General features: G+C 70.3%; 15 protein-coding genes and 1 pseudogene. 2 read left to right on the top strand and 14 right to left on the bottom strand.

What is annotated here, in order from left to right; genetic code table 11:
- The 13 genes from hypF to AIIKEEIJ_RS05095 form a co-directional block, all read right to left on the bottom strand.
- On the bottom strand, positions 1-1,755 hold a 1,755-nt coding region (hypF, locus tag AIIKEEIJ_RS05150; RefSeq protein WP_161995093.1), incomplete at its 3' end, for a carbamoyltransferase HypF.
- Positions 1,752-2,009, bottom strand: coding sequence for a HypC/HybG/HupF family hydrogenase formation chaperone (locus tag AIIKEEIJ_RS05145; protein WP_006941975.1), 258 nt, complete (start codon positions 2,007-2,009; stop codon positions 1,752-1,754). The genes hypF and AIIKEEIJ_RS05145, both read right to left, overlap by 4 nt.
- Positions 2,010-2,012: 3 nt before the next feature.
- Positions 2,013-2,510 carry a hydrogenase maturation protease gene (locus AIIKEEIJ_RS05140; protein ID WP_161995092.1) on the bottom strand — a complete coding sequence of 166 codons (498 nt, stop codon included), beginning with the start codon at positions 2,508-2,510 and terminating at the stop codon, positions 2,013-2,015.
- A gap of 1 nt (position 2,511) precedes the next feature.
- Positions 2,512-2,631, bottom strand: coding sequence for a DUF6893 family small protein (locus AIIKEEIJ_RS34265; protein WP_006941977.1), 120 nt, complete (start codon positions 2,629-2,631; stop codon positions 2,512-2,514).
- On the bottom strand, positions 2,628-4,004 hold the full coding sequence (locus AIIKEEIJ_RS05135) for a hypothetical protein (RefSeq protein ID WP_161995091.1): 1,377 nt from the start codon (positions 4,002-4,004) through the stop codon (positions 2,628-2,630). Before AIIKEEIJ_RS05135 ends, AIIKEEIJ_RS34265 begins: the two co-directional genes overlap by 4 nt.
- Positions 4,001-4,672: a DUF6084 family protein gene (locus AIIKEEIJ_RS05130; protein ID WP_006941981.1), complete on the bottom strand. Its 672-nt coding sequence runs from the start codon at positions 4,670-4,672 to the stop codon at positions 4,001-4,003. Before AIIKEEIJ_RS05130 ends, AIIKEEIJ_RS05135 begins: the two co-directional genes overlap by 4 nt.
- On the bottom strand, positions 4,669-5,295 hold the full coding sequence (locus tag AIIKEEIJ_RS05125) for a DUF5947 family protein (RefSeq protein WP_029547183.1): 627 nt from the start codon (positions 5,293-5,295) through the stop codon (positions 4,669-4,671). Before AIIKEEIJ_RS05125 ends, AIIKEEIJ_RS05130 begins: the two co-directional genes overlap by 4 nt.
- The gene (locus AIIKEEIJ_RS05120; RefSeq protein WP_161995090.1) at positions 5,295-6,167 is read right to left on the bottom strand and encodes a NifU family protein; all 873 of its coding nucleotides are present in this window, start codon (positions 6,165-6,167) and stop codon (positions 5,295-5,297) included. The genes AIIKEEIJ_RS05125 and AIIKEEIJ_RS05120 overlap by 1 nt, the downstream gene beginning before the upstream one ends.
- A 3-nt stretch (positions 6,168-6,170) precedes the next feature.
- Positions 6,171-7,955 (bottom strand): nickel-dependent hydrogenase large subunit, encoded by a 1,785-nt coding sequence (locus tag AIIKEEIJ_RS05115; protein WP_029547181.1) that lies wholly within the window; start codon positions 7,953-7,955, stop codon positions 6,171-6,173.
- Between the two features lie 24 nt (positions 7,956-7,979).
- Entirely contained in the window at positions 7,980-9,035 is a 1,056-nt protein-coding gene (locus AIIKEEIJ_RS05110; RefSeq protein WP_161995089.1) for a hydrogenase expression protein HypE, read from the bottom strand.
- 111 nt (positions 9,036-9,146) lie between these two features.
- Entirely contained in the window at positions 9,147-9,962 is an 816-nt protein-coding gene (gene hypB / locus AIIKEEIJ_RS05105; RefSeq protein WP_161995088.1) for a hydrogenase nickel incorporation protein HypB, read from the bottom strand.
- A gap of 4 nt (positions 9,963-9,966) precedes the next feature.
- Positions 9,967-10,296 carry a hydrogenase maturation nickel metallochaperone HypA/HybF gene (locus AIIKEEIJ_RS05100; RefSeq protein WP_161995087.1) on the bottom strand — a complete coding sequence of 110 codons (330 nt, stop codon included), beginning with the start codon at positions 10,294-10,296 and terminating at the stop codon, positions 9,967-9,969.
- A gap of 72 nt (positions 10,297-10,368) precedes the next feature.
- Complete coding sequence (locus AIIKEEIJ_RS05095; protein ID WP_006942001.1) at positions 10,369-10,746, bottom strand: ArsR/SmtB family transcription factor; 378 nt, start codon at positions 10,744-10,746, stop codon at positions 10,369-10,371.
- Between the two features lie 177 nt (positions 10,747-10,923).
- Between AIIKEEIJ_RS05095 and otsB the strand changes: the two genes are divergently transcribed.
- A complete protein-coding gene (gene otsB / locus AIIKEEIJ_RS05090; RefSeq protein ID WP_050034495.1) occupies positions 10,924-11,736 on the top strand; it encodes a trehalose-phosphatase in 813 nt (270 codons plus the stop codon).
- Between the two features lie 37 nt (positions 11,737-11,773).
- The gene (locus AIIKEEIJ_RS05085; protein WP_161995086.1) at positions 11,774-14,206 is read left to right on the top strand and encodes a glycosyl hydrolase family 65 protein; all 2,433 of its coding nucleotides are present in this window, start codon (positions 11,774-11,776) and stop codon (positions 14,204-14,206) included.
- Between the two features lie 52 nt (positions 14,207-14,258).
- Here AIIKEEIJ_RS05085 and AIIKEEIJ_RS34260 read toward each other — a convergent pair.
- Positions 14,259-14,378: pseudogene (locus AIIKEEIJ_RS34260) on the bottom strand (IS30 family transposase); the annotation flags it as partial.

Here is a 14,378-nt window from a genome sequence, read left to right as displayed (position 1 = left end):
GAGGCCGGCATCGAGGAGATCGAGGACCTGCCGCAGCACGGCCAGCGCGACCCGGGCCGGGGTGCGCACGGCGACGTCGCCGCCGGGCAGCGGGAACGACCGCAGGTGCCCGGCGCGCCGGGCGTCGCAGGGATCCGTTCCCACCAGCAGCAGCTCCCCGCCCCAGACGGTGCGGTCGCAGCCGTATCCGGTGCCGTCGAACGCGATCCCCAGCACGGGGGTACCGAGCCGGCCATGCTCGGCGAGCAGGGACGCGACGTGCGCGTGGTGGTGTTGCACTGCGCGCAGCTCGACGTCGTGGTCCTCGCAGTAGCGTTCGGCCCACTCCCGGGTCGCGTAGCCGGGATGCGCGTCGGCCACCACCACCTCGGGGGTGACGCGGTGCAGGGCGGTCAGCTGCGCGACCGACGCCTCGAAGGCGCGCCGGCTCTCCACCGTGCCCATGTCCCCGAGATGCGCCGAACAGAAGGCGTAGTCCTGCCGGGTCAGGCAGAAGGTGTTCTTCACCTCGGCGCCGACCGCGAGGACCACCGGCGCCGCGCCGCCGAGCAGCACCGGCATCGGCGCAAATCCCCGTGAGCGCCGCAGCGGCAGTTCCACGCCGTCGGCGACCGCGACCACCGAGTCCTCGCACGGCACCGCGATGTCCCGGTCGTGCATCAGGAACAGATCGGCGATGCCGCCGAGCCGGGCCAGGGCATCGTCGTTGCGGAAGCAGAGAGGCTCACCGGACAGGTTTCCCGACGTCGCCACCAGCAGCCGCGGCACATCGTTCCCGTGCCCGGGCACCGGCGCGAACAACAGGTGGTGCAGCGGCGTGTACGGCAGCATCACCCCGAGCTCGTCGAGTCCGGGTGCGACCGCGTCGGCGACGGCCGCGCCGGGACGGGCCCGCAGCAACACGATCGGCCGGGCCGGCGCGGTGAGCACGGCCTGCCCGGCCGCGGACAGCAGGCACACCGCGGCGACGGCCGCGACGTCCGGCGCCATCACGGCGAACGGCTTGTCCGGCCGGTGTTTCCGCTCCCGCAGCCGGTTCACCGCGGTGGGGTTCGTGGCATCGCACACGAGATGGAAGCCGCCGAGTCCCTTGACCGCCACGATGTCCCCGGCGGCGAGCGCCGCCTGCACCGTGGCCAGCACCTCCGCGTCTCCGTCGATCCGGCGGCCGTCGCGTACGGCGAAGATCCGCGGCCCGCAGTCCGGGCAGCAGATCGGCTGGGCGTGGTAGCGGCGGTCCGTGGGATCGGTGTACTCGCGGGCGCAACTCGGGCACAGGGGGAACCGGGCCATGGTCGTCGCCGGCCGGTCGTACGGCAGGTCCGTGATCACCGTGTAGCGGGGCCCGCAGTGGGTGCAGTTGACGAAGGGATGCCGGTAGCGCCGGTCGGCGGGATCGTTCAGCTCGCGCAGGCAGTCGGCGCACGTCGCCACGTCCGGCGGGACCAGGGTGCGCGCCCCGTCCGCGTGGTGACTCTCGACGATGCGGAAGTCGTCCTCGCCGCGCGGCATTCGCGGGGCGGCGGCCACGTCGACGAGCACGGCCAGCGGCGGTGCGTCGTCGCGCAGGCGGCGGGTGAACTCGTCCAGATCCGCGGCGGCACCCTCGATCTCGAGGAACACCCCGGAGTCGTCGTTGCCGCAGTACCCGCCCAGGCGCAACTCGCGGGCCAGCCCGGCGACGAACGGCCGGAAGCCGACGCCCTGCACCACGCCACGCACCACCAGGCGCCGTCGCTCGGCCACGGGGTTCACGGCGCCGCTCCCGGTTCGTCCCGGGGCCGTCCCATCAGTTCGAGCCCTTCCATCGCGCGCCGCGCGCCGGCCTCGTCGACCCGATCCATCGCGAAGCCCATGTGGATGACGATCCAGTCGCCGGGCGCGAGGTCCGGGTCGTCGAGCATGCCGACGTTCACCTTGCGCTCCTCGCCGGCCACGTCGACGAGGGCGAGCTGCCCGGCGTAGCCGTCGAGCCGCCGGATCACCCGTCCCGGGATGCCGAGGCACACCGCTCAGCCCTCGTCCCCGGCGACCGCGGCTCCCGCCGGCGGCGCCTGCGCACGCAGGCGGCGCACGGTGCGCCGGACGGCATCGACGGCCGGGCCGACGGCCGCGGCGACCGCCGGGGACAGCCCGAGGCCCTCCTCGACCGCCGCCACCTGGCAGCCCACCACCACGGTGGGGGGCGCCTGCCCGCCGAGCGCCTCGAGGCTCGCGAACACCGCGGCCGGGTCCATGGCGTGCGCGTCGATTCCCGCCGGTCCCCGCGTGGCGGTGTCGGCTTCGAAGACCCGCACGGCGCCCGGCACGCCGGCGCCGGGGACGGCGTCGACGAGCACGAGCGCGTCCCACCCGTCGAGCAGGTCGTAGGCCAGGTGCATGCCGCGGATCCCGTAGTCCACCACCCGGGTTCCGGGTGTGTCGGCCGGGATCCGCCGCACCACCTCGGGGCCGAAGCCGTCGTCGCCGAGGAAGATGTTGCCGATGCCCGCCACCAGGATCCGCACCACGTCACATCCTGCGCATCCGCAGGTACCGCTGGATGTCCGGCAGCGACTGCACCGTCACGACCACCCCGCCGATCACCGCGGCGGCCAGTGCCGCGGTGGCCAGCATTCCGATGAATCTCATGGCTCCTCTTTCCTCCCGAGCGGCTCGAGTTCGTCGGGCGCGAAGTACAGGTAGCGCCCGTACCAGTCGTGCAGGTCCGCGGCCGGATCGTCGACGAGGACGACCCCGACGTGGGTCTCGCCGTCGACGTCGGCGTGCACGGTGGCCACGCGCGCCACCCGGTCCCGGAAGAACAGGTCCTGCGCGTCGGCCCGGCGCGACGGGTGCAGCCGCACCAGGCTGCCCTGCGCGACCCGGATCCCGCCGATCAGCACCCCGTCCGTCTCGGGCCGGACGCTGGTGTCCGCCTCGGGGGTCCACCAGTCGACGCCGTCGGGCAATTCTGGAATCAGCCCGCCCTCGCGGTGCGGGTCCCGCAGGATGCCGTGCAGGGCCTGCATCTCGGCGGGGGTCATCGTCTCGCAGCGTTCGACGATCTGCGCGGCCCGGGGGTCGGTGGCCCGCGCCTCGGCCTTCTCCTCGTCGGTCAGGGTCAGGACCCGCAGGGTGAGGATCTCGTCGATCTCGGTGGCGTCGAACAGGTCCCCGCCGCTCTGCTCGGCGACCTGCGGATGGTCGTACAGGATGATCGGGGACACCAGCAGCGTGGCGGACTCGCCGGGTGTGGCGGGGTCGGCGTCGCCGGCGAGGACCGGGAAACACCGGGTGTGTGCGCACTCGTCCGCGAGGTCGGCGACGTCGGCGGGCGGCTCGAGCAGCGAGACGAACCGCCCGCCGCGGGCGGCGAGGATCAGATGCGCCCCGATCAGCGACCGTCGCAGCGCGTCGGCGGCGTCCACGGGTGCGTCGCCGGTGTTCTCGACGGTGAGATCCAGGCGCATCGCCGCACCGGTTCCGGCGGACGGGCCCCGCTCCACACGAACGACGGCGTGCACCGGCCACCGCGTGCGTACCACCCGGCCGGTGACGGCACCGTCCGCGGCGGTGAGCAGTTCGATGTCCGCACCGCCGGGAACGGCGACCGGAACCGTACGCGGGACGGCGAGTTCGATGACCGGCAGCGGCCCGAGGGGAATCTCGCATTCCACGGCCTCGTCCCACCCGATCCACGAGCGGCCCGCGACGGTCAGTTCGGCCACGGTGACGTAGTCGTCGCCGTCGCGGCGCTGCACCGTGCGGGTCTGCAGTTGCAGGAACCGCACGACCACGTCGATCGTGGCGTCGGCGCGCAGTGGGCGCAGCACGCACTGCGTGGCCAGCGCCGGCTCCTCGCCGATCCCCGCAGCGGCGGCGCCGGGCGGGCCGAGCACACCGAACTGCCAGCGGGAGTGGTTCTTACGGGAACTGGCCCGGTACGGGTACAACAGGTAGCCCTCGTACAGCACAGCGTCGGCCACCGCTCGCACCCGATCAGCCTGTCCCTGCACGGTCACGACGCCGCCTCCCCCGCGCCGGTCGCCGCGGCCGGCCTCGCCTCGGCCGCGGCGAGCAGTTCGGTGACCGCCGCGTCGAGATCGGTGTGCCCGTGCGCCACCTTGTACCGGGTCAGCGCGGCCAGCGTGTCGTGCCCCATGCGGGCGAACCCGGTGCCGGGGAAGTGGCTGCGGATCATCTCGTGCCACACCGAGACCGGCAGGTCGTAGCGGGCCTCGCGGTCCCACGGCACCGGCTCGACAGCCACCCCGCCGCCGCCGCGGCCGAACACCGTCCCGCTGAACAGCAGCAGCAGCGGCACCGCGCCGTCGTCGAGGGCGTGCAGATACCGGGCGGCCGCGACCTCGAAGTCGTACGTGCACGGCAGCGGCAGTGCCGTCTCGCACTCGCCGGCGAAGCCCGGCACCATCGTGGACGTCTGCAACCACGCGAACGAGGAGAGGGTGCTGCCCCACCGGTCGCGGGTGCCGAACAGGTCTCCCAGGGCGGCCTCGGCGTCCGGACCGTAGCGTCGGCGGGCCGGTTCCAGGCGCACCTGGCAGCGCAGCGCCACGCTGTGCACCGGCGCACCCGTGGTTTCCCGGATCCGGAGGCGCGCCGAGAGGCTCGGGGTGGCGGCATACGGTTCGGGAGCGATGTCGACGACCGTGAAGTCCAGGGCGGTCACGCCTGCCCCCTCGCCGGGACGGGACGGCTCCGCCGGGCGACCTCCGCGAAGAAGGCGTCGAGCTCGGCACGGGCATCGGTGCCGCCGTCGAAGCCGCGCCAGACCCGTCGCAGCCGGCCGACCAGCGCGTAGCAGGCGTCGATGGGCACCAGATGACAGTCTGCGGCGCCCCGTCGCGGAACCCGCACGAGCAGCGCCTCGACGTCCGGCAGCGGGGGCACGAGCGACGGATTGCCGCCGCACAGCGCCTCCCAGGCGTCGAGCGGCAGCTCCGATTCGGTCGCGCCGGCCGGGCCGGGATAGAACGCGACGGTCCGGCCCAGGGTCGAATTCCGGAAGAAGAACGCCAGGTTCACCGGGATCTCGAGGCTCGCCCAGGCGCCGGGGGTGAGCGCGAACTCCGGGAAGGACAGGTACCGCTCCGGCACCGCCCGGTAGCGCAGTTCCGCCCCGGGATCGGTGAACAGCAGACAGCAGGCCCGGCACACGCACATCAGCTGGCGTGCCTGCACGTCGACGACGTGCCCGTGCCCGTCGCCGATGCCCACGGCGCACATCTCGCAGCGCTCCCCCGCCGGCCGAGGTGCGGCGATACGCTGCAGGACCTCGAAGGGGGACGGCATCACGCCACCCCGGCGGGCACGGCCACCGACAGCACGCCGTCCCGCACCAGCACCGGCACCGGTTCGAGGTGTTCGTCGCCCGCGTCGAGCCGGACCCCGGCACCGCGCACGTCGAAGTGCGCCGCACAGGTCGGGCACCGCAGCACCGCCGCGTCCGCCCCGGCCCCGGCCCGCCGGTGCAGCGCCGCGCCGGCAAACGCGTGGGTGCAGACCGGGCACCGGTCCCGGTAGGCGAGGAGCTCACCGGCGACGCGGCACACCAGAACCGGCAGTCCGGCGACGACGAAGCCGCCGACCTCACCTTCCAGGATCTCGTCGAGTTCCGGCGCCGCACACCATGTTCCACGAACATCGGAATGCACCCGGGTGAACAGCGCCGCCGCGGGAATGAGTCCTTGCCCCGTGGACCCGGCGGTCTCGACCTCGAGTTCGGTGATCTCCGGCGCCGCCGCCCGCACCGCGTCCTGCACGGCCAGCTCCAGGGTCACCGCCGACGACGGGCATCCCTGGCAGCTGCCGAGCAGACGCAACCGGACCACGTCGTCGCGGATCGCGACCAGCTCGACGTCCCCGCCGTGCGACCCGAGGTACGGGCGCACCCCGTCCAGCGCCGTGCGCACCCGGGTCTCCACGTCGTGCGGGTGCAGCCCGTGGATCAGCAGCAGGCTGGCGACCAGGTCGTCGCGCGCCAGGTCGTCCATCGCGCCGGGATACCGGGCCAGCGCGTCGCAGATTCCGGCGAGTCCCGCCCCGTAGAGTCCCATCACCTCCCGGACCAGGTCCTCGGCCCGTTCGCGCGCCGCCGGCCCGGCCGCGGAGCTCGCGTCCAGCAGTGCCTCGATACGTTCACCCGACTCCCGCCATCGCTCCATCCGTCACTCCCCGGTGACCGACTGGGTCGGCGAGTGCAGTTTCTCGAGGGTCTTCCCGTCTCCGAGGTACATGTGCACCCCGCAGGGCAGGCACGGGTCGAAACTGCGCACGGTGCGCATGATGTCGATGCCCTTGAAGTGCTCGCGGTCGTTCTCCTCGAAGATCGGCTGCCCCTGCACCGCATCCTCGTACGGGCCGGGTGTGCCGTAGCTGTCGCGCGGGCTGGCGTTCCACGGTGTCGGCGGATACGGATGGTAGTTGGCGATCTTCCCGTCGCGGATCACCAGATGATGCGAGAGAACGCCGCGCACCGCCTCGGTGAACCCGCAGCCGATGCCCTCGTCGGGGACCTCGAACGGTTCCCAGGTCTTGGTGCGGCCGGCCCGGATCTCCACCAGCGCCTTCTCGGCGAAGTGCAGGGCGCACGCGGCGGCGTAGGCCTGGAAGTAGGTGCGGGCCCGGTTGCGTTCGAGGGTGTTGCTGCCGTGCTGCGGGATCTTCCACTCCAACGTCACCGGCCCCTTCAGCGCGGTCTTGGGGAGGTTGATCTGCACGCTCGACCCGGTGGACTTGACGTAGCCGATGTCGACGAGCCCGGCCAGCGCCGTCGACCACAACCGGGCCAGCGGCCCGCCTCCGGTGTCGAGGGCCAGGTAGTCGGTGCCGTCGAACCAGCGGGGCGACATCACCCAGCTGTACTTGTCCTCGAGATCGCGTTTCTGTGGTCTCGGATTGGTGTGCTGGTTCCAGGGATGGCGACGGTCCACCGGATTGCCCAGCGGATCGGTCTTCACGAACATCTCCTGATCCGTCCAGTCCTCGTAGTACGAGGAGCCGAGCAGAATGCGCAGGCCCAGGTTGATGTCCACCAGCGAGGTCGTCACCAGCTTGCCGTCGACGACCACCCCCGGGGTGACGAACATCTTCCGGCCCCAGTCCTCCATGTCCCGGTAGGCGAAGTTGCACGTCTCCGGGTCCTGGAACGAACCCCAGCACCCGAGCAGGGTGCGCCGCAGCCCCACCTTCTCGTACCCCGGCAGCGCCTCGTAGAAGAAGTCGAACAGGTCGTCGTGCATGGGCACGACCTTCTTCATGAACTCGACGTAGCGCATGAGCCGGGTCAGGTAGTCGGTCATCAGCTGGATCGTGGCGACCGTGCCGACACCGCCCGGGTACAGGGTGGACGGGTGCACGTGGCGACCCTCCATGAGACAGAACATCTCCCGGGTCGAGCGGCTCACGTGCAGTGCCTCGCGGTAGAACTCGCCGGTGAACGGGTTGAGCGAGCGCATGATGTCCGCGATCGTGCGGTAGCCGTGCTGGTCCGCCCGGGGGGCCCGGGTGTTCTCGGCCTTCGCCAGCACCCCCGGATTGGTCTCGGAGACCATCTTCTCGCAGTAGTCGACCCCCACCAGGTTCTCCTGGAAGATGTTGTGGTCGAACATGTATTCCGCGGCCTCACCGAGGTTGACGATCCACTCACCGAGGTGCGGCGGCCTGGCGCCGTACGCCATGTTCTGCGCATAACAGGAACAGGTGGCGTGGTTGTCCCCGCAGATACCGCAGATGCGGCTGGTGATGAAATGCGCGTCGCGCGGGTCCTTGCCCTTCATGAACAGCGAGTAGCCACGGAAGATCGACGAGGTGCTGTGACATTCGGCCACTTCGCGGTTCGCGAAGTCGATCTTCGTGTAGATACCCAGACTGCCCACGATTCTGGTGATCGGATCCCACGCCATCTCCACCAGGTTGCTGCCGGCGGCGGGATCGGGGACGGTGGCTGTCATCGGGCTGCCTCTCTCGGGGCGGGACTACCAGGTACGGGTCGCGCCGGTGGTGAGTTCCGTACCGGGCGTACGCCAGGTCGGCTCCTTGTCCAATGTGCTCTTCGTCAGGCTCCGCAGCTGCCGCACGGCCGAGCCGTACACGCCGACCGCCCGCGTCGAGAGCTTCCCCCCGGGCGGCTCGTCCATGAACGGCATGAACTTGTCCGGGAAGCCGGGCATCGTGCAGCCGATGCAGATACCCCCCACGTTGGGGCATCCGCCGATTCCGTTCATCCAACCACGTTTGGGGACATTGCATTTGACAACCGGCCCCCAGCAGCCGATCTTCACGATGCACTTCGGGGAGCCGTACTCGGTGGCGAAGTCGCCCTGCTCGTAGTACCCGGCGCGATCGCAGCCCTCGTGGACGGTGATGCCGAACAGCCACTGCGGCCGCAGTGCCTCGTCCAGCGGGATCATCGGCGCCTGATTCGTCGCCTGGTACAGCAGGTAGGTCAGCGTCTCGGACAGGTTGTCCGGCTGGATGGGGCATCCCGGCACGCACACGATCGGGATACCCGCCTTCGACTTCCATTCCCAGCCCAGGTAGTCGGGCACGCCCATCGCGCCGGTCGGGTTACCGGCCATGGCGTGAATGCCGCCGTACGTGGCGCAGGTGCCCGCCGCGACGATCGCCGTGGCCTTCGGCGCCAGCCGGTCGAGCCACTCGCTGGTGGTGATCGGTTGCCCGGTCTCTTCGTTGTTGCCGAAGCCGGACCAGTACCCCTCGTCGTGCAGCTTCTCGTTGGGGATCGAACCCTCGACCACCAGTACGAACGGCTCGAGCTCGCCGCGGTCCGCCTTGCGGAACCATTCGAGGAAGTCGTCCGCACCACCCTGGGGGCCGCATTCGAAATCGATCAGCGGCCAATGCACCGCGACCTTCGGCAGCCCCGGCAGCGCGCCGAGTGCAATCTCTTCCACACTGGGTTGCGTGGCGGCGGTGAGAGCCACGGAATCGCCGTCGCAACTGAGCCCGGCGTTGATCCACAACACGTGGATCAAGTCCTCTTCGGCCGCCTGGGCCTCGGGTGTGGGCATGCCGACCACCTTCCGGAGCGCCCCACGCTCCTGCGCCGCAGGAGTCGACCCTCGGCCCACTTGCGCGGCGCTTTCTCTATTAACGCCCCGTTCCGGAGGGATGTCAACGAATCATGATCGTCCCGACCGGCGGTCGGCGATCCAGCGGTACCACGCCTCCATGCCCTCCCCCGTGGTGGCCGACACCGCGAGCACCTCCACGCCGGGGTTGACCGATCCGGCGTGGCGGACACAGGTTTCGAGTTCGAAGTCGACATACGGCAGCAGGTCGACCTTGTTGACGACGACGAGATCGGCGACCGCGAAGATGTGCGGATACTTGAGCGGTTTGTCCGTTCCCTCCGGCGTCGAGATGAGCACCACCTTGGCCTGCTCCCCCAGATCGAAGAGGGCCGGGCACACCAGATTCCCCACGTTCTCCACGAACAACAGCGTTCCCGGAGCCGGATCCAGGGCGGTGAGCGCGTCGTGCATCATCTGCGCGTCGAGATGGCATCCGGCACCGGTATTGACCTGCACCGCGGCGCATCCCGTCGAGCGGATGCGCTCGGCATCGAGCAGGGTCTCCTGGTCGCCCTCGATCACCGCGATCGGCGCGGAGCCGGACAGCTCACGGATCGTTCGTTCGAGCAGGGTGGTCTTGCCGGCCCCCGGCGAACTCATCACGTTGATCGCCGTCACGCCGCGACCCGCGAGCCACCCTCGCGTACGCTCGGCGAGCAGGTCGTTCTTCGCGAGCACCTGCTGTTCGAGAGTGACGGTCTCGGTCTGCACGGGCGCACGGTCGTGCTCGTGGCCGTGGCCGTGCTCGTGGCCGTGCTCGTGGCCGTGCTCGTGGCCGCGCTCGGCGCCGTGGGGAAGGTCGTGCGCGGGCGGCACCGTGATCCGCGGCCCCGCCTCGTCGTCACAGCCACAGGTGGCACACATCGCTTCAGCTCACCTCCATCGACACGATGCGAAGCTCGCGGCCCGACCGCACTTCGACATCGGCACTTCCACAGGAGCACAACAGAATCGGATCGAACAATGCGAACTCGGACCCGCAGCCCCGACAGTGCCCGACACCGGCGGGCGTCTCGATGTCCAACCGTGCACCTTCCGCGACGGTGCCCACCGTGACCAGTTCGAAGCAGAACAGCATCGAGTCGGGGATCACGGCACACAGCGCTCCCACCGCGACGCGCACACTGTGCACGCGACGGTCGCCGGCGTGCTCGCACACCGCATCCACCACGCTCTGCGCGATCGACAATTCATGCATCGCGGCCCCACTCCGCCCACCTCACGGGCTCGTCTTCACGATAGGCCGCGGGCCCGCCCCGGGGACGCGGAATCAGATGCTTCCGTTCTCCGGGGCGGCGTGGTCACGGTCCGGGTGCGTGTGCCCGGCGTGCTGGTGGGTCGCGCCGATCGAATGCAGCAACTCGTGGACCGTCTCGTCCACGAGGCGGTACCGCACCATACGACCCTCACGCTCCGCAGCCACCCAGCCCTGGTTGCGCAGCAGGCGCAGCGCGTGGGACACCGCGGTGCCGGTCATCTCCAGGGCTGCGGCAAGGTCCGTGACACAGATGCCCGGCGCGTGGTGCAGGCACAGCAACAAGCGCAGCCGGTTCACGTCGGACAACAGTTCGAAGCGGTGGGCCCACCGGTCGATGTCCGGCGTGTGCAGTGCCGCAACGGCGCGCTGCACGTCGGCGGGGTCGAACATTGCGCCGGACGTCATGGCTGAAGTCTACGAACCCGCGGGCCGTCGTAGTGCCCACACCCGTACCGCGGGTGCGGACGGATACCCCCCTCGTCCCACGACACGGTCCTACAGTGGAAGGGTAGACCGTGGCCGTGCCGCAGGCGCGGCGTCCGCCGCGCCACAGGGGGTGCCCCGATGATGGAGGAAACTTCGGTCCGCGATCTGCCTCGCGCGCTGGGGAACGAAAGCCTGACCCGTCGGCTGGCGGAGTGCCGGCCGGCGGTGTTCCTGGACTACGACGGAGTACTCACTCCGATCGTGCCGCGACCGGAGGACGCGGTGATCTCGGACGGCATGCGCACCGTGGTCCGGGAACTCGCGTCACGCTGCCCGGTATGCGTCGTCACCGGCCGGGACCGGGCGGTGGTGCAGCAGCTGATGGGTATCGACGACCTGGTGGTGGCCGGCAGCCACGGCTTCGACATCTGGACCCCGCAACGCGGCTCCGTCTCCGACGACCGCGTCGCCCGGTTCGCGGACCTCGTCGCGGCGGTGACCGACCGGCTCCGCACCGAGATCGGGGCGATCCCCGGGGCGCTGGTGGAGCCCAAACGGGCGTCGGTCGCCGTGCACTACCGGCTCGCCGAACCCGCCGACCGGAACCGGATCGCGACGGTCGTGCAGGGGCTGCTCGCCGAGTACCGCGGCGAGCTGAAGGTCACCCCGGGGAAGATGGTGTACGAGCTCGCGCCCGCCGTCGACTGGGACAAGGGCCGAGCCGTGCTGTACCTGATCGAGGTGCTCGACCTCGACTCCGCCGACACCGTACCGGTGTACCTGGGCGACGACATCACCGACGAGGACGCCTTCCGGGCGCTGCGCGGACGTGGGATCGGCATCCTCGTCGGCCGGGCGGACGATCCGGAGATGGCAGGCCGGACCACGGCCGCCGAGTTCGTGCTCTCCTCCGTCGACGAGGTGGAGCGCTTTCTGACCGCACTGGCGCGGTGACCGCGGACCACGCCACGGGAGTCCGGGAGGGAACGTCGTGCAGGAGCCGAAGTTCGAACTCGACTACGACCGGTTCGACAGCGCGTCGGAGGGACTGCGGGAGGCGCTGACCTCCACCGGGAACGGCTACTTCTGCACGCGCGGCACCGCCGAGTGGGAGGACATGAGCCCCATCCACTATCCCGGCACCTATGTGCACGGGATCTACAACCGCGAGACCACGATCATGGGCGGACGCCCGGTGCTCAACGAGGACCTGGTCAACGTGTCCAACTGGCTCGTCCTCAAGCTGCGCATCGAGGGCCAGGACGCGGTCCGGCTCGACAACGTCGACGTGCTGTCCTACCGGCACACCTACGACATCCGGCTCGCCACGGTGATGCGCGAGCTGCGGTTCCGGGACCGCTTCGGGCGGGAGACGACGCTGCGGAGCCGCCGCTTCGTGAGCATGGCCCACAGCCACCAGGCCGGGATCGAGTGGACGCTCGTCCCGGAGAACTGGTCGGGGCAGATCGAGGTGGTCTCCGCGCTGGACGGTCGCGTCACGAACCAGATCGTCGCCCGCTACCGGCAGCTCGAAGGCCGCCATCTGGATCCGGTGTCCCCGCGCACGTTCGGCACCGAGACGATCGCCCTGCGGGTGCAGACCCGCCAGTCCGACATCTACGTCGCCGAGGCCGCACGCACCCGGGTCTTCCGCGGGGAAGGTTACGACGACGGACCCGTGGAGGTGGACCGCTCGCTGTACCAGATGGAGGACTACATCCAGCAGGTGCTCTGCTTCGATGTCGAGGAGGGCCGGCCGACACGCGTGGAGAAGATGGTCTCGTTGTTCACCTCCCGGGACAATGCGATCACCGAGGCGCTGGCCGCGTCCGGCCGGCACGTGCTGCGGTACCCCGACTTCGCCGCCGCGTACGCCGAGCACGAGGCGGCGTGGGACGAGCTGTGGGACATCTGCGACGTCCGGCTGCCCAGCGAGCCGCGCGCCCACCTGCTGCTGCGGCTCCACGTGGCGCACGTGCTGCAGGTCTGTTCCCGGCACACGGCGCGGCACGACGTCGGGGTGCCGGCGCGGGGCCTCAACGGGGAGGCCTACCGGGGGCACGTGTTCTGGGACGAGATGTACATCTACCCCTTCCTGAACCTGCGGATGCCGGAGGTGACCCGGAGCCTGCTGCTCTACCGGTACCGACGGTTGTCGGAGGCCCAGGCCGCGGCCGAGGAGGCCGGGTACCGCGGTGCGATGTTCCCCTGGCAGAGCGGCAGCGACGGCACCGAGGAGACCCAGGCCGTCCATCTCAATCCCCTTTCCGGACAGTGGGATCCAGACCTCAGCCGCAATCAGCGGCACGTCAACGCGGCGATCTTCTACAACGTGTGGCGCTTCCTGCAGGCGACCGACGACACGGAGTTCCTGGCCGACTACGGCGCCGAGCTCATGCTCGAGATCGCCCGATTCTGGGCGTCGACCGCCCACTTCAACCCAGAGCGCGAACGCTACGAGATCCACGGTGTGATGGGGCCGGACGAGTTCCACGAGCGCCATCCCGGCGCGTCCGAGGACGGACTGCGCAACAACGCCTACACCAACGTCATGGTGGCCTGGATCATGGCGACGGTGCCGGCGGTGCTCGACTCGCTCTCGGCCAGCCGCCGCAGCGCCCTGCTCGCCCAGCTCGCGGTGACCGACGAGGAGCTGCACACGTGGGACGACATGAGCCGGCGGATGTTCGTGCCCTTCCACGAGGGGGTCATCAGCCAGTTCGAGGGCTACGACGAGCTCGAGGAGCTCGATTGGGAGCACTACCGTGCCGCCTACCCCAACATCCAGCGGCTCGATCGCATCCTCCGGGCGGAGGGCGAGGATCCGAACCGGTTCAAGATGGCCAAGCAGGCCGACACGGTGATGCTGTTCTTCCTGTTCGACGACGACGAGTTGCACGCGACGTTCGAGCGGCTGGGTTATCCGTACGACCAGGAACTGGCCCGGCGCACCATCGAGTACTACGACCAACGGACCTCGCACGGGTCGACGCTCAGCCACGTCACGTTCGCCGGCGTGCTCGCCGACATCCACCCGCCCAGTTCGTGGGAGCGCTTCATGGTGGCTCTCGAGAGCGACGTCAGTGACATACAGGGCGGAACCACCAAGGAAGGCATCCACATGGGGGTCATGTCCGGCACGCTGGACCTGCTCCAGAGCAGCTTCGTCGGGGCCCGGGTCTACAAGGGCGTGCTGCTGTTCCGGCCCCGGCTGGTGGACCGGCTCGACGGCGTGTCCTTCTCGATCCGGTTCCGGGGCACGCCACTGCGGGTGCGCATCGTCGGCAACGAGTTGACGGTGCTCGCTCAGCCCGAAGGGTTCCACGGCCCCGTCCGGGTGGGTCTCGACGGCCAGGTGTGCGAACTCGGGGCCGGGGAGAGTTGTGTGTTCACCCTGCCGTCGCAGGAACCGTCGATGTCCTGAGCGCCGCAGGATCGCCGCGGCCGAATGTCACACGCATTCGATCCAGGCGGTTTCAGGCGGCCGATGCGACAAGCTCGGTGAACGCTTCGGTTGGCGTGCGCCAGCGTAGCGTCTGCCGGGGGCGGCCGTTGATCTCGTCCTGGACCTGCTGCAGGTCCTCGGGCGTGTACAC

The organism is Rhodococcus sp. YH1, assembly GCF_009939605.1.
GTDB classification, from domain to species: domain Bacteria; phylum Actinomycetota; class Actinomycetes; order Mycobacteriales; family Mycobacteriaceae; genus Rhodococcus; species Rhodococcus aetherivorans.
Note: the sequence above shows the minus strand (reverse complement) of the source record. Positions and strands in the feature narration are given on the sequence as shown.